General features: G+C 65.5%; 18 protein-coding genes and 2 pseudogenes. 7 read left to right on the forward strand and 13 right to left on the reverse strand.

Annotation, left to right across the window (positions count from 1 at the left end):
• Entirely contained in the window at window positions 1–978 is a 978-nt protein-coding gene (locus NU688_RS29800; protein ID WP_257864440.1) for a 2-dehydropantoate 2-reductase, read from the forward strand.
• 12 nt (window positions 979–990) lie between these two features.
• Here NU688_RS29800 and NU688_RS29805 read toward each other — a convergent pair whose 3' ends face one another.
• The 4 genes from NU688_RS29805 to alr form a co-directional block, all read right to left on the reverse strand.
• Complete coding sequence (locus NU688_RS29805) at window positions 991–1,764, reverse strand: hypothetical protein (protein ID WP_257864441.1); 774 nt, start codon at window positions 1,762–1,764, stop codon at window positions 991–993.
• Between the two features lie 123 nt (window positions 1,765–1,887).
• On the reverse strand, window positions 1,888–2,292 hold the full coding sequence (locus tag NU688_RS29810) for a DMT family transporter (protein ID WP_374684707.1): 405 nt from the start codon (window positions 2,290–2,292) through the stop codon (window positions 1,888–1,890).
• A gap of 5 nt (window positions 2,293–2,297) precedes the next feature.
• A complete protein-coding gene (locus tag NU688_RS29815) occupies window positions 2,298–3,047 on the reverse strand; it encodes a hypothetical protein (protein ID WP_257864443.1) in 750 nt (249 codons plus the stop codon).
• Window positions 3,044–4,144 (reverse strand): alanine racemase, encoded by a 1,101-nt coding sequence (gene alr, locus NU688_RS29820; protein WP_257864444.1) that lies wholly within the window; start codon window positions 4,142–4,144, stop codon window positions 3,044–3,046. The genes NU688_RS29815 and alr overlap by 4 nt, the downstream gene beginning before the upstream one ends.
• Before the next feature lie 193 nt (window positions 4,145–4,337).
• On the opposite strand from alr, the gene lplT reads away from it, so the two are divergent.
• The 3 genes and pseudogenes from lplT (at window position 4,338) to NU688_RS29835 (ending at window position 7,104) form a co-directional block, all read left to right on the forward strand.
• Window positions 4,338–5,642 carry a lysophospholipid transporter LplT gene (gene lplT / locus NU688_RS29825; protein ID WP_257864445.1) on the forward strand — a complete coding sequence of 435 codons (1,305 nt, stop codon included), beginning with the start codon at window positions 4,338–4,340 and terminating at the stop codon, window positions 5,640–5,642.
• Between the two features lie 63 nt (window positions 5,643–5,705).
• A pseudogene (locus NU688_RS29830) lies at window positions 5,706–6,578 on the forward strand (DMT family transporter); the annotation flags it as partial.
• A gap of 37 nt (window positions 6,579–6,615) precedes the next feature.
• A complete protein-coding gene (locus tag NU688_RS29835; RefSeq protein ID WP_257864446.1) occupies window positions 6,616–7,104 on the forward strand; it encodes a glutathione peroxidase in 489 nt (162 codons plus the stop codon).
• A 9-nt stretch (window positions 7,105–7,113) separates the two neighbouring features.
• Here the strand turns inward: NU688_RS29835 and NU688_RS29840 are convergent, their stop codons facing one another.
• From NU688_RS29840 to NU688_RS29880, 9 genes are all read right to left on the reverse strand, one after another.
• Complete coding sequence (locus NU688_RS29840; RefSeq protein ID WP_257864447.1) at window positions 7,114–7,539, reverse strand: carboxypeptidase regulatory-like domain-containing protein; 426 nt, start codon at window positions 7,537–7,539, stop codon at window positions 7,114–7,116.
• 89 nt (window positions 7,540–7,628) lie between these two features.
• A complete protein-coding gene (gene glcF, locus NU688_RS29845) occupies window positions 7,629–8,870 on the reverse strand; it encodes a glycolate oxidase subunit GlcF (RefSeq protein ID WP_257864448.1) in 1,242 nt (413 codons plus the stop codon).
• A gap of 22 nt (window positions 8,871–8,892) precedes the next feature.
• A complete protein-coding gene (gene glcE / locus NU688_RS29850; RefSeq protein ID WP_257864449.1) occupies window positions 8,893–9,984 on the reverse strand; it encodes a glycolate oxidase subunit GlcE in 1,092 nt (363 codons plus the stop codon).
• A gap of 18 nt (window positions 9,985–10,002) precedes the next feature.
• A complete protein-coding gene (locus tag NU688_RS29855) occupies window positions 10,003–11,505 on the reverse strand; it encodes an FAD-linked oxidase C-terminal domain-containing protein (protein ID WP_257864450.1) in 1,503 nt (500 codons plus the stop codon).
• Window positions 11,506–11,647: 142 nt separating this feature from the next.
• Window positions 11,648–12,529, reverse strand: a complete 882-nt coding sequence (locus NU688_RS29860) for a LysR substrate-binding domain-containing protein (RefSeq protein ID WP_257864451.1) — start codon at window positions 12,527–12,529, stop codon at window positions 11,648–11,650.
• 104 nt (window positions 12,530–12,633) lie between these two features.
• Window positions 12,634–13,566 (reverse strand): SMP-30/gluconolactonase/LRE family protein, encoded by a 933-nt coding sequence (locus tag NU688_RS29865; protein ID WP_257864452.1) that lies wholly within the window; start codon window positions 13,564–13,566, stop codon window positions 12,634–12,636.
• A 188-nt stretch (window positions 13,567–13,754) separates the two neighbouring features.
• The gene (locus NU688_RS29870) at window positions 13,755–15,296 is read right to left on the reverse strand and encodes an ammonium transporter (protein WP_257864453.1); all 1,542 of its coding nucleotides are present in this window, start codon (window positions 15,294–15,296) and stop codon (window positions 13,755–13,757) included.
• Window positions 15,297–15,324: 28 nt separating this feature from the next.
• Complete coding sequence (glnK, locus tag NU688_RS29875; protein WP_007833403.1) at window positions 15,325–15,663, reverse strand: P-II family nitrogen regulator; 339 nt, start codon at window positions 15,661–15,663, stop codon at window positions 15,325–15,327.
• 65 nt (window positions 15,664–15,728) lie between these two features.
• A complete protein-coding gene (locus NU688_RS29880) occupies window positions 15,729–16,598 on the reverse strand; it encodes a TorF family putative porin (RefSeq protein WP_257864464.1) in 870 nt (289 codons plus the stop codon).
• A gap of 222 nt (window positions 16,599–16,820) precedes the next feature.
• Between NU688_RS29880 and NU688_RS29885 the strand changes: the two are divergent.
• The 3 genes and pseudogenes from NU688_RS29885 to NU688_RS29895 all read left to right on the forward strand — a co-directional run.
• Window positions 16,821–17,057: pseudogene (locus NU688_RS29885) on the forward strand (magnesium chelatase domain-containing protein); the annotation flags it as partial.
• Between the two features lie 125 nt (window positions 17,058–17,182).
• Complete coding sequence (locus NU688_RS29890) at window positions 17,183–19,015, forward strand: hypothetical protein (RefSeq protein ID WP_257864465.1); 1,833 nt, start codon at window positions 17,183–17,185, stop codon at window positions 19,013–19,015.
• Window positions 19,016–19,195: 180 nt separating this feature from the next.
• The gene (locus NU688_RS29895; protein WP_257864466.1) at window positions 19,196–20,293 is read left to right on the forward strand and encodes an acyltransferase; all 1,098 of its coding nucleotides are present in this window, start codon (window positions 19,196–19,198) and stop codon (window positions 20,291–20,293) included.
• Window positions 20,294–20,721 lie beyond the last annotated feature (428 nt).

Consider the following 20,721-nt stretch of genomic DNA (forward strand, 5'->3'; position numbering starts at 1 on the left):
ATGAAGATTTGTATTTACGGCGCCGGCGCGATCGGCGGCTGGATCGGTGCCGGCCTCGCGCAGGCCGGCGAACGGCTCAATGTGGTGGCGCGCGGCGCCACGCTCGAAGCCCTGCAGCAGGACGGCCTCTCGCTGATGCGCGGCGACGTGCGCACGCGCGTGCCCGTCAACGCAGTGGCCGACCCCGAGGCGCTCGGCGAGCAGGACCTGGTGGTCATCGCCGTGAAGGCGCCCGCGCTGGCCGCCGTGGCCGAACGCATCGGGCCGCTGATCGGGCCCGACACCATCGTGCTGGTCGCGATGAACGGCGTGCCGTGGTGGTTTCTCGAAGGCGGCTTCGGCGGCGAGATCACGGGCCACCGGCTGGCGGCGGTCGACCCCGATGGCGCCATCGCCAAGGCCATTCCGGCCCGCAACGTGATCGGCTGCGTGGTGCACGCGAGCTGCTCGCTCGACGGGCCGGGCGTGGTGCGGCATCACTTCGGCAACGGGCTGATAGTCGGCGAGCCTTCGGGCGAAGCCACGCCGCGCGTGCAGGCACTGGTCGAGCTGCTGACCCGCGCGGGCATCAACACCACGCTGTCGCCGCAGATCCAGAAGGACGTGTGGTTCAAGCTCTGGGGCAACATGACGGTGAACCCGATCAGCGCGCTGACCGGTGCCACCACCGACCTCATCATGGGCGACGACTATGTGCGCGGGTTCATCTCGGCCGTGATGCTCGAAGCCAAGGAGATCGGGCGCCGCATCGGCATCGAGATCACGCAGAGCCCCGAAGACCGTCACGAGGTGACCAAGAAACTCGGCGCGTTCAAGACTTCGATGCTTCAGGACGTGGAAGCCGGGCGCTCGGTGGAACTCGATGCGCTGGTGACGGTGGTGCGCGAGCTGGGTGTGCTGACGGGCGTGGCCACGCCGTTCACCGATGCGCTGCTGGGGCTGGCGCGGTTGAGAACGCGGCAGCTCGGCCTGTACTGAGCGCCGCTCCGCTTACCAAAACTTCTCGGGCGTGGCGGCCAGCGTCTCGGTGCAGCTCGCCACCGCCTTGGCGCGCTCCTCGCGCAGCCGCTGCCAGTTGTCGGCTTGCCATTGCGTCCAGGCGATGGGTTCCGACTGGTAGAAGCACGCAGCCGGCGGTCGCATGAAGCCCGCGCGGCCGAGCTGGGCGCCGAACTTCAGGCGGAACAACTCGTCCGTTCCCGTCAGGTTCTCGTAGACCAGGTGCCAGGCGCCCGGGTTCAGCGGCGTGTCGGCTTCCTTCTGCACGCGACCGGCCTCCTCGATTTCCTCGGGCGTGGAGCCGTCGGTCAGCGCGAGGGCATGCGCAGCCTCGGCACGCTTGCGGTAGATGTCGGTGGCGACCTTGCTCAGGGCGTCGGTGAGTTCGACGATGGCCGGGTTGGCGCTCACCGGATCGTCCTTGAGCTCTTCCAGCGTCGTGCCCGCGAGTTCGTCTTTCGAGAAGCCTTGCGCGCCGACGGACACCCCGCCGGCGATCAGCGACAGCGCCACGTTCAGCGCGATCTGCCCTGCAATCTGGTTGCCCGTGTTCTCGCGCCGGACCACGCGAAGCCGTTCGATGCCCGACTTGTAGGCGGCGCGGTTGAAGCGCACGCGGGTCTGCGGCGCGACTGCCGCTTCAGCGGGCGGCGCAACGGATGGCTGCGAGAGAGCGGGAATGTCCGCGGCAATCGCCGCGGACGGGGCGGGTGGCGCCGGCACGTCCGGCTCTGCGGCGTACGCCGAGAAGCCAAGGGTTGCCATCGCAATGCTGCAAGCAGTGAATGCAGCGCGGGTCTTGTGCGTCGAGATCATTTGGGTTGTTCTTCCTCCGGCCGGCATTTTCATTGGGCGGAGGGCACTGCTCGACACCGCACGGCTACAAATTCACGGGATTTGCGGCCGTACAACAGGCTTCTGCGGCATCGTCACCCACCACGCCGCCCCCACGATCAACAACCCGCCGGCCCACCCCCACACCCCGACCGTTTCCCCGAACCCGTACACCGCGATCAGCGCACCGAACACCGGCTCGCTCCCCATCAGCAGCGACACCCGGCTCGGGCTCGAGCGCGAGGCCGCATGGTTCTGCGCGAAGAAGGCGAACACCGTGCACAGCAGCACGAGGTACGCCATGCCCCACCAGAAGGAAGCCGTTGCGGGCGGCATGTGCCAGGCGCCGTTGGAGGCAACGAGCGATATCGCCATCGCACCGACCGCCATCACACCCGACTGCACCGCGGTGAGCGTCAGCGCCGGCATCGCGTGGTGCCCGGCGAGTCGCCAGCACAAGAAGCTCAGTGCTTCTTGAGCAAGACCCGCACCGCCTCGGGCAAGGAATTGACCTGCGGCATGAAGCGGTCGAGCACGGCGCCCAGGATCACGGCGGAGATCACCGCGCCGAGCAGCGGCTTCCAGGTCAGCCGCACCGCGGCCATCAACCAGCCCTCGCGCGCCACGCGCACCGCGGCGCGAGCCGAGACATACGAGAACGCCACCTCGACCGCCACGGCCAGCAGCGCGTCCCAACTGAAGTACAAGAGCGCAAGATAGCCGGCGCCGAACAGCACGGCCACGCAGATCGCGAAGATGGCAAGCACCGGCACCACGATGATGGCGCCTTCGTCCGCGCCGCCCGCCACGTCGAGCACGCCACCGGCCACGTCGGACAGCACGCTGCCGCCATCGGCGGCGTCGGCAACGCTCACGTGATCGCACGAGCTTCCGCCGCTGAAGTCCATATCGGGCGCATCGGCATCGGCATTGGCATCGACATCGACGCTGCGCCCCTCGACCAACCGCTTCGCCCACCAGCGCAGCACCAGCAGGTAGCCCAGATACCCCACGCCCAGCGTGAGGAAATAGCGAACCGCCAGCGAGTCCACATGCAACAGGTGCATCTGCAGCGCCGACACGGCCCACATCAAGAGGAGCGTGAACGTACCGATCAGGATGCCGTGCGTGCGCAGGCTGTAGTTGCGGTGCAGGTCGCGCTCGACCTCCGTTTCCCAAAGGCGCACCGAGCGCCAGTTGGAAAGAATCTTCATTCGTCGGCGGGAGCGGCGAAAGGCACGCGTTGCGCCACGGCGCACATGAGTTCGTAGCCGACGGTGCCCGCGGCCTGCGCGACTTCATCGATGGAGAGCACCGCATCGGTGACCGTCGAGCGGCCCCACAGCGTGACCTCGGAGCCGAACTTCGCATCGGGCACCGGCGTGAGGTCGACGGTGATCATGTCCATGCTCACGCGCCCCACCATGCGGGTGCGCACGCCGTTCACCAGCACCGGCGTGCCGGTGTTGCAGTGGCGCGGATAGCCGTCGGCATAGCCGACCGCGGCGATGCCGATGGTGAGCGGCCCTTCGGCCGTGAAGTTGGAGCCGTAGCCGATGGTGTCGCCGGCCTTGAGCGTCTGCACCGAGAGCAGTTGCGTCGACAGCGTCATCGTCGGCTGCAGCTGCCAGTGCGCCGCGTCGTTCACCGGGAAGTCGGGGGCGCTGCCGTACAGAATGATGCCGGGGCGCACCCAGTCGCCGCGCGTCTGATCGGGGTGGCGCAGGGTGGCGGCGCTGTTGGCGATGGAGCGCTCGCCCGGCAGGTCGCGCGTCGCGCGCTCGAAGGCCTCGAGCTGGTGCGCAATGCCGCGGGCGCCGTCGGCATCGCTGAAGTGCGTCATCAGCGAAATCTCGTCGACCTGCGTGAGCGCGTTCAGGCGCGTCCAGGCCGAGCCGAAGCGCTCGGGCGTGAAGCCCAGGCGGTTCATGCCCGAGTTCATCTTCAGGAAAACACGCTGCGGCTTCAGGGTCTTGTGCGCCGCGAGCATGTCGATCTGCTCGTCGCAATGCACGGTGTGCCAGAGGTCCAGGCGCGAGCAAAGCTCCAGGTCGCGCGCATCGAACACGCCTTCGAGCAGCAGCACCGGACCGCGCCAGCCCAAGGCGCGCACGCGCTCGGCCTCGGCCAGATCGAGCAGCGCAAAACCGTCGGCGCCGCGCAGGCCTTCATAGACCCGCTCGATGCCGTGGCCATAGGCGTTGGCCTTGACCACCGCCCAGACACGGGCGTCGAGGGCCGAGCGGCGGACCCGCTCGAGGTTGTTGCGGAGGGCTGCGGTGTGGACGGTGGCGAGAATGGGGCGCGGCATGGGGTGCTCTGGGCAGGCTGCAGGCGGACTGGGGGGAAGTTCAGACCACGTTTTAGCATTTCCGGGAATGGGGTCGAATACGGAAGGGATGCCCATTTCCGCGTCGTACCCCCATGCTATAACCGCCCATTCGCTCCGGACGCGACACTTTTTCACTACCGCCAGCAGACCCCTCTGGCCAGCCAGCCCATCGATGAAGCGCGGTTTCTACACGATCATGTCGGCCCAGTTCTTTTCGTCGCTGGCCGACCAAGCGCTTTTCGTTGTTGCCGTCGATCTCATGCGAAGTTCGGGCGCGCCCGAATGGCAACGCGCGGCCCTGGTGCCGATCTTCGCGGTCTTCTATGTGGTGCTCGCGCCGCTGGTCGGTGCGTTCGCGGATGCGCTGCCCAAGGGCAAGGTGATGTTCATCAGCAATGCGATCAAGGTGATCGGCTGCCTGATGATGCTGTTCGGCTCGCACCCCCTTCTGTCGTACTCCATCGTGGGCCTGGGCGCCGCAGCCTACTCGCCCGCCAAGTACGGCATCCTCACCGAGCTGCTGCCCGCCTCGCAGCTGGTCAAGGCCAACGGGTGGATCGAAGGGCTGACCATTGCCTCCATCCTGCTGGGCATCGTGCTCGGCGGCACGCTGGTCGGCCATGCGATCTCCGCCAAGCTGCTGGCTTTCGACTTTCCGTTCATCGACACGGGCATCGACTCGCCGGCCGAAGCGGCGATCTCGGTGCTGATCCTGGTCTACATGCTGGCCGCCTGGTTCAACACGCGCATCCCGCACACCGGCGTCGAGATGCGCCCGCTGCGCTCCAACCCCGAGCACAGCTTCGCGCGCAACATCGCCGCGCTGCTGCCCGACTTCTGGCATTGCAATGCGCGCCTGTGGCGCGACCGCCTGGGCCAGATCTCGCTGGCCACCACCACGCTCTTCTGGGGCGCGGGCGGCAACCTCAAGTACATCGTGCTGGCCTGGGCATCGCTGGCACTGGGCTACAACACGACGCAGGCCTCGGCGCTCACCGGCGTAGTGACCATCGGCACGGCCGTGGGCGCCATCGTGGCCTCGATGCGCATGCGGCTGGACATGGCCACCCGCGTGATCCCGATGGGCATCGCGATGGGGCTGATGGTCATCTGCATGAACTTCATCGGCAACGTGTGGCTGGCGGTGCCGTTCCTCATCATCCTGGGTGGCCTCGGCGGCTTCCTGGTGGTGCCGATGAATGCGTTGCTGCAACACCGCGGCCACAACCTGATGGGCGCGGGCCGCTCGATCGCGGTGCAGAACTTCAACGAGCAGGCCTGCATTCTTCTGCTGGGCGGCTTCTACAGCGTGTGTACCGGGCTGGGTCTGTCGGCCTACGGCGCGATCAGCGCCTTCGGCCTCGTGGTGGCGGGCTGCATGTGGCTCATCAAGCGCTGGCACGAGAACAACCTGAAGAAGTACCCGGAAGAAGTCGAGCACCTCTTGGCCATCGCCCGCAGCGACAAACATCACTGACCTCGCGCAACTGCGTTGGTGAGACGGCCGGCGCGCCGAAGCCTTCACCTTTCCAACGCCGCAATGCCCGCGCTCGCACTTGTCTTCAACGCCTTCGTCTGGGGCGTTTCCTGGTTTCCGTTCCGCCAGCTCGCCGGCCACGGGCTGCATCCGCTGTGGACCACCTGCCTGATCTACCTGGTCATCGCGGTCGCGATGGGGCTCCTGCGCCGGCATGCATGGAAGGCCTTCACGGCGTTCCCGATGCTGATGGTGCTGGGCCTTGCGGCGGGCTTCACCAACATGGGCTTCAACTGGGCCGCGACACAGGGCGATGTGGTGCGCGTGGTGCTGCTGTTCTACCTGATGCCGCTGTGGAACGTGCTGCTGGCCTGGCTGCTGCTCGGTGAACGCCCCACAGGCGGCGCGCTCGCTCGGGTGGCACTGGCGCTGACCGGCGTGGTCGTGGTGCTCAAGGCGCCCGGCACCGACTGGCCCGTGCCGTCGAGCCTGTCCGACTGGCTGGGCGTGGCGGCGGGCTTCAGTTTCGCGGTGACGAACATCACGTTGCGCCATCTGCGCGAAGCGCCGGGGGAGTCGCGCGCGCTGGCGATGTTCTGCGGCTGCGCCGTAGTGGGCGGCACCACGGCCCTGATCGGCTCCAGCGTCGGCGGCATCGCCTCCCCGCTGCTGGCCACACCCGGCTGGCTCGGCTGGGCGGTACTGCTGGGCAGCGGCTTCATCGTGGCCAATGTGTGCCTGCAGTACGGTGCCGCGCGGCTCACCTCCAGCGCGGCCTCGGTGATCATGTTGTCGGAAGTGCTGTTCGCCAGCGTCTCGTCGGTGGCGCTGGGCGCGGCCACCATGGACTCGCGCATCCTCCTGGGCGGTGCGCTGATCGTGGCGGGCGCGGTCTGGTCGGCGTTTGCGCGAACGCCCGTGCGGGGCGATGATCGCGCGCTCCAGCGCTTGCGCCACTCACTGAGGAGACCCCATGACCAGCGTCTACGACTTCGAGGCCAACCAGATCGACGGCAAGCCGGTGAAGCTCTCCGCCTTCAAGGGCAAGGTGCTGCTGATCGTCAACACGGCGAGCAAATGCGGCTTCACGCCGCAGTTCGCCGGGCTGGAGATGCTGCACGAGAAGTACGCCGACCAGGGCCTTGCGGTGCTGGGCTTTCCGTCGAACCAGTTCGGCTCGCAGGACCCGGGCACCAATGAGGAAATCGGCGCCTTCTGCACCAAGAACTACGGCGTGAGTTTTCCGATGATGGAGAAGATCGACGTGAACGGCAGCAATGCCGCGCCGCTCTACCAATGGCTCACCAAGGAGAAGCCGGGCCTGCTGGGCCTCACGGCCATCAAGTGGAACTTCACCAAGTTCCTCGTCGGGCGCGACGGCACGGTGCTCAAGCGCTATGCACCGCTCGACACACCCGCCTCGCTCACGCGCGATGTCGAGGCGGCGCTCGCAGCGGGCTGACCGCCCTCTTCAGAAGCGGAAGCTGGCGGTCTTCGCGCCGCCGCCCACCGTCACCGTCTGGCTCTTGGCTTCTCCGCCGGGCGCGGTGACGTCGATGGTGTAGCGCCCATCGGGAATGTCGATCAGGCAGACCGGCCCGCCGGCGCGAAAGGCCATGGCGGCGGACGAGTTGGCATTGCCGCCCTTGATCGCGACGTCCACGCTGGCCATGTAGGCGCCGTCGGCGCGCGCGAACAGCAGCGAGAGCGGATGCTCTTTCATGGCCGCGCGCATCGCGTTCGATTCGTCGGAGCCGATGCCGCCGCAGACGTAGCGCGTCGAGCCCTCGCCCTGCCATGCAGGCATCCCGGACTGGGCGTGCGCCGCCACGGCACCGGCCGCGCAAGCACAGGCCAGCAGAACGCGTCGCAGCGGAAGTTGAATAGGGTGGGACATGGCACAGGCTCCTTGCAGATTCGGTGCTGCCATGTTGCGCCGCCAACGCCCGCAGCGGGAGTCGGACCACGCCCTGCGCTGCTGTGCGATCAGGCCCTACCCTGCGCGTTCAATGCGGCGTCCAGCAGCTCCACCCAGTGCCGCACCGGCGTTTCCCCGCTGCCGCTTTGCAGGTGCGTGATGCAGCCGATGTTGGCCGAGGCGATGGTGGTGGGCTGCAGCTGCTTCAGGTGCCCCAGCTTGCGGTCGCGCAGCGGGTAGGCCAGCTCGGGCTGCAACACCGAATACGTGCCGGCCGAGCCACAGCACAGGTGCGATTCGTTCATGGCCACGCGCACATCGAAGCCCAGCGCGCGCAGGTGCGTCTCGACGCCGCCGCGCAGCTTCTGGCCATGCTGCAGCGTGCACGGCGGGTGATAGGCGACCACGCCTTCAGGTGCACGCACGCGTGCCTTCAATGCGGGCACGAGATCGGGCAGCAGCTCGCTCAGGTCGCGCGTCAGTTCGCTGATGCGTGCGGCCTTCGCCGCGTAGGCCGCGTCGTGCTGCAGCAGGTGGCCGTAGTCGCGCACGGTGACGCCGCAGCCCGACGCGTTCATCACGATGGCCTCGACTTCGTTGCGTTCGACCTGCGGCCACCACGCATCGATGTTGGCGCGCATCTGCGCCTTGCCGCCCTCCTGGTCGTTGAGGTGGAATTTCACCGCGCCGCAACAGCCGGCCTCCTTCGCGATCACGACCTGGATGCCGGCCGCATCGAGCACGCGCGCGGTGGCGCTGTTGATGTTGGGCATCATCGACGGCTGCACGCAGCCCGCGAGCATCAGCACCTTGCGTGCATGCGTGGCGGTGGGCCAGGCGCCGGCTTCCTGCCTGACGGGCACCTTGGCCTTGAGCGCATCGGGCAACAAGCCGCGCACCGATTGCCCGAGCTTCATCGCAGGGCCGAAGAGCGGCGACGGCAAGCCTTCCTTCAGCAGCCAGCGCGTGGCCGATTCCATCGCGGGACGCGGCACCTTCTCGTCGACGATCCTGCGGCCGATGTCCACGAGGTTGCCGTACTGCACGCCGCTCGGGCAGGTGCTCTCGCAGTTGCGGCAGGTCAGGCACCGGTCCAGGTGCAGTTGCGTGCTGCGCGTCGGCGCCTTGCCTTCGAGCACCTGCTTGATGAGGTAGATGCGCCCGCGCGGGCCGTCGAGCTCGTCGCCCAGCAGCTGGTAGGTCGGACAGGTGGCTGTGCAGAAGCCGCAGTGCACGCACTTGCGCAGGATGGCTTCGGCCTCGCGGCCTTCGTCGGTGTCGCGGAATTCGGGGGCGAGTTCGGTTTGCATCGCGGGGGTGTCGTTTCTTTTCCTATTCGTCTGCGAAGAGCCGGCCGCGATTGAAGATGCGGTGCGGATCGAACTCGTGCATCAGCGCGCGGTGGATGCGGGCGATCGGAGCGCTCATTGCATCGAAGCGGGAGATATTGGAAGCGGGTGCTCTGAACAACGTGGCATGCCCGCCCGCCGCGTGCGCAATCTCGCGAATGCGTGCGGCTCGATCTGGCGGCGCCTTGTACCAGCGCTGTCCGCCGTGCCATTCGATCAGCGGCGCGTTGCCGTCGATGGCGAGCGCCGGTGCGGTCTGCGGCACCGAGAGACGCCAGAGTGCATCCGGCCCATCGGCGATGCCGAACCACGACAACTGCTGGTCGCGCAGCGCCTGCCAGTCGGCCGCGGCGCGTGCGTTGTCCTTGCGCTCGCCGCCGAGGTGCGTGCACGCCGCCTCCACGGCCGCGACCGCGCCACGCAATCGCAGGTAGAGCACGCCGGCGCCCGCGTATTCGAACCAGCAACTCGCATTCAGCGGCAACGGCCGGCCGCCCCATTCGTTGAGCAGGCGCAGCGCATCGGCCTGGCTGCACGCGAACTCCAGCGTGGCCTCGGCGGGCGCGACGGGCAGCACCTTGAGGCTCACTTCGGCGATCACGCCCAGCGTGCCGAGCGAGCCGGCCAGCACGCGCGAGACGTCGTAGCCCGCGACGTTCTTCATCACCTGTCCGCCGAAGCTCAACACCTCTGCGCGGCCGTTGACGAGCGTGGCGCCGAGCACGTAGTCGCGCACCGCGCCCACGCTGGCGCGCGCGGGGCCGCTCAAGCCGGCGGCGACCATGCCGCCCACCGTGCCGTTGCTGCCGAAGTGCGGCGGCTCGAAGGGCAGGCATTGCCCCTTCTCGGCCAATGCGGCTTCGAGTTCGGCGAGCGGCGTGCCGGCGCGCACGGTGACGACAAGCTCGCTCGGCTCGTAGCTCGTGATGCCCGCGAGCGCTGTGGTGTCGAGGATGCTGCCTTGCAGCGCCTCGCCGTAGAAATCCTTGGTGCCGCCACCGCGAATGCAAAGGGGCGTGGCGTCGGCGGCTGCGGCGCGGATGCGCTCGACGATCTGGCTGAGGGCTTGATCCATGGTCTCTTCTTGTTGTTCTCAGAAGCGCGGCAGATCGGGATGCGGCAGCCTCCCCCCGCGCACCACCTGCTTGCCGTATTCGGCACAGCGCTGCAGCGTCGGGATCACCTTGCCGGGATTCAGCAGCCCGGCTGGATCGAAGGCGCGCTTCACGCCGAACATCTGCTCGTTCTCGGCCGCGGTGAACTGCACGCACATGCTGTTGAGCTTCTCCACGCCCACGCCGTGCTCCCCCGACACCGTGCCGCCCATCGCGACGCTGGTCTCCAGGATGTCGGCGCCGAAGAGCTCGCAGCGGTGCAGCTCGTCGGGGTCGTTCGCATCGAACAGCACCAGCGGATGCAGGTTGCCGTCGCCCGCGTGGAACACGTTGCAGCAGCGCAGGTTGTACTTTTTCTCCATCTCCTGAATCGCAAGCAGGATGTCCGCCAGCCGCTTGCGCGGGATGGTCGAATCCAGGCACATGTAGTCGGGGCTGATGCGGCCCGACGCCGGAAAGGCGTTCTTGCGGCCGCTCCAGAATTTCATGCGCTCTTCTTCGCTGTTGCTTACCGCGATGGCAGTGGCGCCGCAGCCGCGCAGCACGGCGGTCATGCGGCCGATTTCTTCTTCCACTTCTTCGGGCGTGCCGTCGGATTCGCACAGCAGGATGGCGGCGGCGTCCAGGTCGTAGCCCGCGCGCACGAAGTCCTCGACGGCGGCGGTCATGGGCTTGTCCATCATCTCGAGCCCTGCGGGAATGATGCCGGCCGCGATCACCGCCGCGACCGCATCGCCGGCTTTGCGCACATCGTCGAAGCTGGCCATGATGCAGCGCGCGAGCTGCGGCTTGGGCACGAGCTTGACGGTGACTTCGGTGGTCACGGCCAGCATGCCTTCGCTGCCGATGACCAGCGCGAGCAGGTCGAGCCCCGGCGCATCGAGCGCCTCGCCGCCGAATTCGATGGCGTCGCCCTCCGCGGTGAAGCCGCGCACGCGCAGCACGTTGTGCAGCGTGAGGCCGTATTTCAGGCAATGCACGCCGCCCGAGTTCTCGGCCACGTTGCCGCCGATGGTGCAGGCGATCTGGCTCGACGGGTCGGGTGCGTAGTAGAGGTTGAAGGGGGCAGCCGTCTCGCTGATCGCGAGGTTGCGCACGCCGCACTGCACGACGGCCGTGCGGCTCACCGGATCGATCTTCAGGATGCGGTTGAACTTGGCGAGCGAAAGCGTCACGCCCAGTGCATGCGGCATCGCGCCGCCCGAGAGCCCGGTACCCGCGCCGCGCGCAACCACCGGCACAGAAAGCTGATGGCAGGTCTTGAGTACGGCGGCGACCTGCGCCTCGGTCTCGGGCAGGGCCACGACGAGCGGCCGCTGCCGGTAAGCGGTGAGGCCGTCGCACTCGTAGGGCGTGGTGTCCTCGGCGTGCCAGATCAACGCATGCGCGGGCAAGTGCGCTTGCAGCGCGCGCACCACCTGCGACTGGCGCTCCGTTTTCTGTAGCGAGTCGTTCTGGACGGCAGTGAGCGGCGCATTCATGCGGCGGGCCTCGTCTTTCTCTTGTTCTGGCGGATGTCTCGTGGTGTACCGCACTCTACGGAAATGCGGCCGCACCGGGTTGAAGCTTTTTCGCGCGGCGCTTGAGAGAACTTTGCCGGCGGACCGAACCGGAGCGAAACCGTCAGCGCAGGCTCTGCGCGAGCCAGTCGACGAAGGCCGCGCATTCCCAGCGCTCGAGCGTGCCGGGCTGCCAGCAGATGGTGTGCCGGTGCGGCGACGGCACCGCCAGGTCAGAGAGCGCCACGAGGCGCCCCGATTCGAACCACGCAGCGCCCATCTTCTGCCGCACCAGCGCCACGCCGAAGCCGCTCGCAGCCGCGTCGTAGACCAGGCCCAGGTCGTTGAACTGGGAGCCGACATGCGGCTCGGGCTGGTCGATACCGCAGTGCGCGAACCAGGTGCCCCAGGGTTCGAGCGGGCTGCGGATGAGCCGCGCGCTCGCGATCTCGACCGCGGTGCGGAAGCCATCGAACGGGCCGAACTCGTTGAGGTAGCTGGGGCTGCAGGCGGGCACCACTTCTTCCTCGAGCAGCAGGCGGTGTTCGCAGTCGGCATATGCGCCGGTGCCGTAGCGCACTTCGAGGTCGGCCTGTTCCGCCGTCACGTCGAGCAACGGGATCGACACCTGCAGCACGAGTTCGATGTCCGGGTAGATGTTGCGGAACAGTTCCAGCCGAGGCATCAGGAACTGGCGGCTGAAGGTGGGTGTGACGGCAATGCGCAGGCGCGTGGCACGCGGTGCGGCGTTGGCGAGTGGCGTGGCCTGCAATGCGGCGAGGCCGGTGCGCACGTTCGCGAGGTAGGCAGCGCCGTCGGCCGTCAGGCTGAAATCACTGCGGCCGAAAAGCTTGAAGCCGACGTGCGCTTCGAGTTGCCTGATGCGGTGGCTGACTGCGCTGGGGGTGACGCACAACTCGTCGGCTGCGCGACCAGCGTGGCGCAATCTGGCCACGGCTTCGAAGGTGAGGAGGCACTGGATCGGTGGGATGTGCTGGAGGGCCATGGTCCTACGCTTTGGCCTCTTGTTCGGGGCGAGTGCACAGGCCACCGGGGACATTCGCGGAGCAAGGTACCCCGTCGGCGTGCTCGCGCCCTGAACGGCTCACCCTAGTCCTCGAAGAAGCTGACGGGCAACCCAGGCGTATCGACGCGCATCGAGATCACGGTGCCCGATGCGGGAAGCCGCTCGATCTCCGCCGCAGGCCGCCCCTTGCGACCGCTGGTGACGAACAACGTCTTCAGATCGTCGCCACCAAAGCACGGCATGGTCGGACATTGAACAGGCACGGGCACCGAGGCCACGATTTCACCGGACGGCGCAAAGCGCAGCAGCTGCGCGCCTTCGAACATGGCGACCCAGTAGTGACCCTCTGCATCGACCGTCGCACCATCGGGACGGCCTTCGTAGCGAACGGACGAATCGGGCGTCCAGCCTTCAGGCTTGGCATCGAACTGGTGGAACACGCGGGCGTGCGAGAGCGCGTTGGCTTCGGCGTCCCAGTCCCACGCGCACACCACGTGCGCGGCGGTGTCGGCCCAGTAGAGGGTGCGTGCGTCGGGGGAGAACGCGAGGCCGTTGGCGGTGGTGGACTCGTTGGCCATCTGCGAAAGCGTGGGCGCGATGTCGGTGCCGGGGCGCGCATCGAAGCAGTAGAGCGCGGCGTTGGCGCGGTCTTTCGCCTCGTTGAGCGAACCGCCCCAGAAGCGCCCGAGCGGGTCGCACTTGCCGTCGTTGAAACGCATGGTGCGCACGTCGTGCTCCACGCGCGCCATCGCGACCAGTTCACCGCCCCATTCGCGCGCACGGTAGATACCGTCGCGCAGCGCGATCACGAGGCCGCCGCTTTTGGCCGGCGCCATGCAGCCGGGTTCGGTGGAGAGCGCCCATCGCTCGACCGTGGCGGATGGCGTTCCGATGTCGCCGCGCGTTCGCAACACGGCGCGGCCCGGAATGTCGAGCCAGTAGAGGGCGCGTTCTTCAGGGTGCCAGAACGGCGATTCGCCGAGCGCGCAGAGGCTGTCTTCGATGGAGGTCCACATGGTGTGGCGATTGTGCCCCTCGCGATGACGGCGACGGGCAAAAAAAAGCCCGCTGGCGCCGGAGCGCTCGCGGGCTGAACATCCAAAGGAGACCTCGCTTGAAAACTCGTGACGAAGAATTGTTCTTGTGAAGAAAAAGGATGGTGGTCATCCGGCTGCGAAGCCCCGGAGGGCTCCGCAGTGGCCGATCAACGGTTGTAGGCAGTCTCGCCGTGGGCGGAGATGTCGAGGCCTTCGCGCTCTTCTTCTTCCGACACACGCAGGCCGATGGTGAGGTCGGCGATCTTGAAGGCGATGAACGCCACCACGCCCGACCAGACGATGGTCAGCAGCACGCCCTTCAGCTGGATCCAGACCTGGGCACCGATGCCGTTGGACACGACGCTGGCCGTGACCCAGTCGCCCACGAGGCCGGGGCCGCCGAGTGCCTGGGTGTTGAACACGCCGGTGAGCAGCGCGCCGACGATACCGCCGACACCGTGCACGCCGAACACGTCGAGCGAGTCGTCCGCGCCGAGCAGCTTCTTCAGACCGTTGACGCCCCAGAGGCAGGCAAAGCCGGCGACGAAGCCGATCACGAGGGCACCCATCAGGCCGACGTTGCCGGCGGCCGGGGTGATGGCCACGAGGCCTGCAACGGCACCCGAGGCGGCACCCAGCATCGAGGCCTTGCCGCGCATCAGCGCTTCACCGATGCACCATGCGAGCACGGCAGCGGCGGTGGCCGAGAAGGTGTTCATGAAGGCGAGCACGGCGCTGGTGCCGGCTTCGAGGGCCGAACCTGCGTTGAAGCCGAACCAGCCGACCCACAGCAGCGAGGCGCCGACCATGGTGAGCGTGAGCGAGTGCGGCGTGAAGGCTTCCTTGCCGTAGCCCACGCGCTTGCCGATCACGAAGGCGCCCACGAGGCCGGCGACGGCTGCGTTGATGTGCACCACGGTGCCGCCTGCGAAGTCCAGCGCGCCCCATTGCCAGATCAGGCCGGCCTTGGCGTTCTGTGCGTCCACCACGTTGGCGGCGGTGTAGGCGTCAGGGCCCATCCAGAACCAGACCATGTGGGCCAGCGGTGCGTAGCTGAAGGTGAACCAGATCACCATGAACAGCAGCACGGCCGAGAACTTGGCGCGTTCCGCAAAGGCGCCCACGATCAGGCAGCAGGTGATGCCGGCGAACGTGGCCTGGAAGGCGGCGAACAGCAGCTCGGGGATGTAGACGCCCTTGCTGAAGGTTGCACCAGCGGCGAACACGCCGGTGGCCGGATCGAAGATCCCCTTCATGAAGAGCCGGTCGAATCCGCCGAAGAAGGCGTTCCCCTCGGTGAAGGCAATGCTGTAGCCGTAGATGAGCCACAGCACCACGATCAGCGAGAAGGTGACCATCACCTGCATCAGCACCGACAGCATGTTCTTGCTGCGGACCAGGCCGCCGTAGAACAGCGCGAGGCCGGGGATGGTCATCATGATGACGAGCAGCGTGGACAGCATCATCCAGCTGGTGTCGCCCTTGTTGAAGGACGGCGCGGGTGCGGCAGCAGGGGCTGCTTCGGCCGCGGCGGGTGCTGCTGCGGCAGCGGCAGGCGCTGCAGCAGCGGGAGCGGCCGCGGGTGCTGCGGCAGCCGGCGCGGATGCGGCGGGCGCTGCAGCAGGCGCGGCGGGCGTCTGTGCGAAGCCGGTCGTGCCGGCGGCGAGAACGCTCAGGCCGAGCGCAAGAGAGACAAGCAGTTTTTTCATAGTCGTTGTTCTTTAGTGCCAAACACGATCAGAGGGCTTCGCGGCCCGTTTCGCCGGTGCGGATGCGTACGACCTGCTCGAGGTTGTAGACAAAGATCTTTCCGTCGCCGATCTTGCCGGTGCGCGCGGCACCTTCGACGGCTTCGATCACGCGATCGACCAGGTCGTCGGAGACGGCCGCTTCGATCTTGACCTTGGGCAGGAAGTCGACCACGTACTCCGCGCCGCGGTAGAGCTCGGTGTGGCCCTTCTGGCGGCCGAAGCCCTTCACTTCGGTGACGGTGATCCCCTGCACGCCGATCGCCGAGAGTGCTTCACGCACTTCGTCGAGCTTGAACGGTTTGATGATGGCTGTGACCAGCTTCATGTGAACTTCTCCTTTGGATGGAAATGGGATGGTGCGGCAGCTTGGGCCGCACCTCGTTGTTTTATTTAGAGCGTCTTCGTCAGCGTGAGGATGAAGCGCGCCTTGTTCGGCGAGTAGTAGGTGGGGCTGAAGGTGCCGAAGTCGGGGATCTCGAGGCCCGGGTTCGCCACGACCTGGTAGTTCGTCTTCTTGTTGGCGCCCTGCACCGAGCCGGTGAGCGACAGGCCGTTGCCGAAGTCGTACGAGGCGCCGACGTTGTAGTCGACGTAGCTCTTGTAGCCGAGGCTGCGGATGTCGCTGGACATGTTCGTGAAGCCGACGGCCGCCTTCAGCGTGACCTTGGGCACGATTTCCTTGCTGTACGCGAGGTTCAGGTAGCCGGTGTTCTGGCCCTTCAGGCCCGAGCCGAGCTTGTTGCCGGCGTAGCCGAAGTAGTCCTTGGAGACGGTGTGCGAGTACTTGGCGGTGAACGAACCGATGGTTTCGGTGGCGAAGGTGGCGCCGATGTAGAGCTCGGTGGTGTTGCCCACGGAGTTGCCCGGGTAGATGTAGGTGAGCGCACCGACGTCCAGATCGACCGGACCGGCCTTGAACTTGTAGCCACCGTACAGGTCGGTCTCGATGCTGTTGCCCTTGAGCCAGTTGACGCTCGAGTTCCAGTTGCCCACGTAGAAGCCGCTGTCGCCGAAGGCGTAGTCGAAACCGCCCTGGATGGCGGGCTTGAAGCCCTTGGTCTTGGCGTAGTCGTTGCGGCCGATCATGTCCTGGTCCTGGCCACGGAACTTGTAGTTGCTGGTCAGTGAGATGTTGCCGGTCAGCGAGGGGGCCGGGGCGGGCGCCGGATCCGCCGGAGCTGTCTGCGCCAGGGCGGCGCCCGACGTGGTCAATGCAGTGGCCAGAACGATCAGCGCCTGAGCGGCGGAACGGTGCGTCATCGGGAAACTCCTCGCAAGTAAGTAAGTGTTGTGGGACCTGACACGCTCAAAGCAGGGAGCGTGCCAAAGTGCACGAATACGGCCCGTACCAGAGGGAACGAGCGGCCGCCGATGAGCGCCAATTCGTTACAAGGAATGTTTCGATCGGTTGCAGGCACCAGCGTGCCGCGCGGCCGTGGGTCAACAAAAGATGGATGCACCATCTTGGGGAGAGAGGGAAGAATGAGTCTGTCTTTGGTGCAAAGCCGTGCTTTGCTAGGGCTGGAAGCGGCCGATGTCACGGTCGAGGTGCATCTGGCGAACGGTTTGCCCAGTTTCACGCTCGTCGGGCTGGCGGAGACCGAGGTGAAGGAATCGCGCGACCGCGTGCGCTCGGCCATCCAGAACGCGGGGCTGGAGTTTCCAAACAATAAAAAGATCGTGGTCAGCCTTGCGCCGGCCGACTTGCCCAAGGTATCACCGAAAACGCTATTCAGGAATAGAAAGCGATGTTCGAGAAAAGAAAGCGATTTCTGCGAATACCATAGCCCTCCATCGTCGACGCCGATTCAGGCCGAGGAGGACGCGTGGTAAGAGCATTCGGAGTGAACGCCCAGCAGAAGCGGAAGCCAATCCACCTGCTAAAGGCACTGAATATTCCTGCAGGTGCCTGGCAACTCTTCTGGTTCGGCCGTCTCACCGACAGCCCGAATGCTAAGCAAACGCCCTTTATCCGGGCATATCTGGCCCGCGTCGAGTTGTTGGAAGGCCAAATCGTTGACCGACTACCGGATGTGGTGCATGTCGACCTTCCGGTCTCAGATCTCCCGGCATTGCCACTCGGCACCGTCTTCGCCGATCGACTCATCATCCCAGCAATGCCGTTGCACCCCACTGCGACGTGGGAGGACATCACAGTCGACCTTACGCGCCAAAATCTTCGTCTCGTTGAGCGAGTCGCACTTGAGCCAGACGGCAGACGATTCTTGCCTCGCGGGCGACGCACCCCTGTAGGGGATCAGGAATACGAGGGCCTCCTGCTGACGGCCGGAGACAACGCCAACCCCCACGCCTTTGTCTTCCCCTGCACAACCATCTTCCAATTCTTCTGGGCGCGTTCCAGTAAGTGGGCCCAACTCATGGTCGATGGGCGCTTTGTCGACTACAACCGCTACATATTCGACGCAAGAAAATCGTACTTGAGCAGTGATGGCCGCGAGGCCCGACTCTGGCTCAGACAGTGGATGCTAGACGACGATGCTGCGTTCATTGCAACGCTGGCGTTCGACGAATATGCGCTCGGCGCCGGCGCTGACATTTACAGGTATCTTGCTCAAGCGCCTCGCGAAACGGATCGCCGATGCATTCGCGCGCTGCCGCCCTACCAAGGCCATATCCCACTACGCGTGTTGCAGCAGCCGATCACGACCAGGCATGGTCCAGCCATGCTGATTCAATGCATCTCGAACTGCGGCTATACCCCCTCGATCAAGGAATTGAAGTTCGATAGAGACAACGATGGACGAACCATTGACGAGGTCGCGCACGGCGACCAAGGCGACAAGCTACCCATAAACCGGCCCCAGTTCGGCGGGCCGCCTGTGACGTTGCTCGATCAATCAGCCACGATGACGAGCGACCCACATGCCAGTCAGAAAGGCTCCATTGAAATCAGCATGGCGCATCTTTCGGACTCACTCCCAGGATTGAGCTTCATCAGCGTGGAAAAGCTCCCGCAAACGGATACACAGTACGTCAATCAACAAGAGGCCGTGATCCGGCTACAGCAGTGGGCCGAAGAGATCTCAACCTTGACAGATGCTCTGTCGTCGGGAGATCTGGCACCAGAAGGATTGATCCGGGGAGAGAATCACACAGACGCCTTCGATAGCGACGACATCACACCTGTTCGCGGCGATATCAGCGAGCTTGCTCATGCACTGCTTTCCGGCGAGCATTTTGAGGTCCTGGATGGAGAAGCCAAATGGACAGCAGAGCCCTCACTAGTTGTCATGCCGCGGCAACAAGGCTACTATTTTCCGGTTCCCGCCCTGGTCGATGGCATGGCCTTGGCTTGGCTCTATCGCGATGAGGAAAAATTGTTCCGTAAGCGGGCCCTGTGCATTCGCGTCACCTTCACACGGGAACGATCTGGCCGCTCGATTACGCGTTACCTGCTGGACTTTGAGCCAAGAGCAACTGGTGGAACCTTCCGGCAAACGAGCATCCTTTTCTTCTGGAACATGGAAAATACTGCCCTTCCGGGAGAAGCCCGCTGCATACGCAACCTGGTGAAAGCGATCGCAAAGAAAGGACAGGCCGGCATTCCCAAGGAAGCTATGGATGGCCTGGAAGGTAGAACTCGAAATCATCCGCCAACAGGTATGACGCCGCATCGTTTTTTGAAATCGATGCTAGAGGCAGTCGATCGAATGTGACTACGCCCGTGCTCGAATCGCCTTCTCAGCCGCGCCACATCGGCCGGGCAAGCGCATCGTTGCCGACGCTTCAGCAGCCCTTCAGGGACGAAGCCTCAGGCTCGCACAGAATGCTTGGCGATGGCTCTTTCCGTTGCCCTTTCATCATCCTCGACTCCTCGCGCAACGATGCTACCGCGCTTGGCGCATATCGACACGCTACGCGGGCTGCTGGTGGTGTTCGTCATCCTGCTGCATGCGAATCTGCGCATTCCATTCGGGCCACCGGAGCTGGCACAGGTCCTCGGGTTGCGGCTCACGGGCATTCTTTTTCGCAGCGGCTACTACGCGGTGATCGTGTTCTTTGTCCTCTCGGGCTACCTGATCACGAGCGCATCGATTCGGCGTTGGGGCGATCTGTCGCAGGTTCGGCTGGAGGCCTTCTACCGCATGCGCGCCGCGCGCATCCTGCCGACTTTGTTGTTGCTGCTGGCGGTACTGAGCGGGCTGCATCTGGCAGGTAGCACGTGGTTCGCGCTGGACGCGGATAAGGTGCCACTGTGGCGTGCGCTTCTGGCAGCGCTCGGACTGCACCTCAACTGGCTGGAAGCGCAGGTCGGCTACCTGCCGGGGCCGTGGGGCGTACTGTGGTCACTGTCGGTGGAAGAGGCCTTCTATCTGATATTTCCCTTGCTTTGCGTGCTGAGCGGCAGCGAGCGCCGGCTGCGCCTGATGTTGCTCGTGCCGATCATGCTCGGCCCGCTCGCGCGCAGCGTATTCAGCGACAACGAACTGTGGCAGGACCATTCGTACCTGTCGGGCATGGACGGCATCGCCTTCGGTTGCCTCGCAGCGCTGCTCGCACACCGCGTGCCGAAGGTGCCGTCGGCTGCGGTGCAGCGACTGATGCTGCTCTCGGGCATAGTTTTGAGTGTGACAGTTTTCTGTTTTCGCAAGGAGGTGTTCCAGCTCGGCCTGACGCGCTTCAGCCTGCAGGTGACGCTGCTGGAACTGGGCATCGCGCTGCTGTTGGTGACGAGCCACTGGCGGCCGTGGAGGTGGTGCGGCATTGCGGCCACCGCGCCGCTGCGATGGTTCGGGCGCAACAGCTACGAGATCTATTTGACCCACATGTTCGTCGTGATTCCCGGTGCCTGGCTTTACCAGCAGGCCGGCGTGCCGGCTGCGTGGATTCCGCTGTGGTTCATGGCAACGGTCGCAGCTTCGGGCCTGCTAGGGCAAGCCGTGGCGCAATTTTTTTCCGAACCATTGAACCGAGCGTTCGGGCGTAGGGGTTGAACTCGTGTCGCACCTTCGCGCCGATGCCGCATTGATCGAGATGGCTGACGCGCTGTTGGCCTCATCGCGTGAAAAAACCGCGCAAGACAGCTCTTGCTCGAACTGTTCGAAGAACGGCATCAGCTCTACCAGATCGTCGTTGACACGTGAGGATGTACTTGATGAGACGCACAACGTGGCGGCTGCATCACAGAACGTCTGCTCGACTGACTTCGCTACGCAGCAGAGCGCAGCACTTGGTGGTCCGGCGTTCTACGCTTACTCGACCAACGACATGATCGATCAGTCGGCGGAATCATCATGGACGTGGAGGCAACGGCGCACCGCACGCCGGAGGTTGACTCCACTCGCACGATGATTGCTCGTGTAGTGCAGCGCTTCGACATCAGGTCGCGACGGCTCGTGGGCGACACCGCGTACGGCATAGC

Origin of the sequence: Variovorax sp. ZS18.2.2 (assembly GCF_024701975.1) — a bacterium.
Lineage (GTDB): Bacteria > Pseudomonadota > Gammaproteobacteria > Burkholderiales > Burkholderiaceae_C > Variovorax.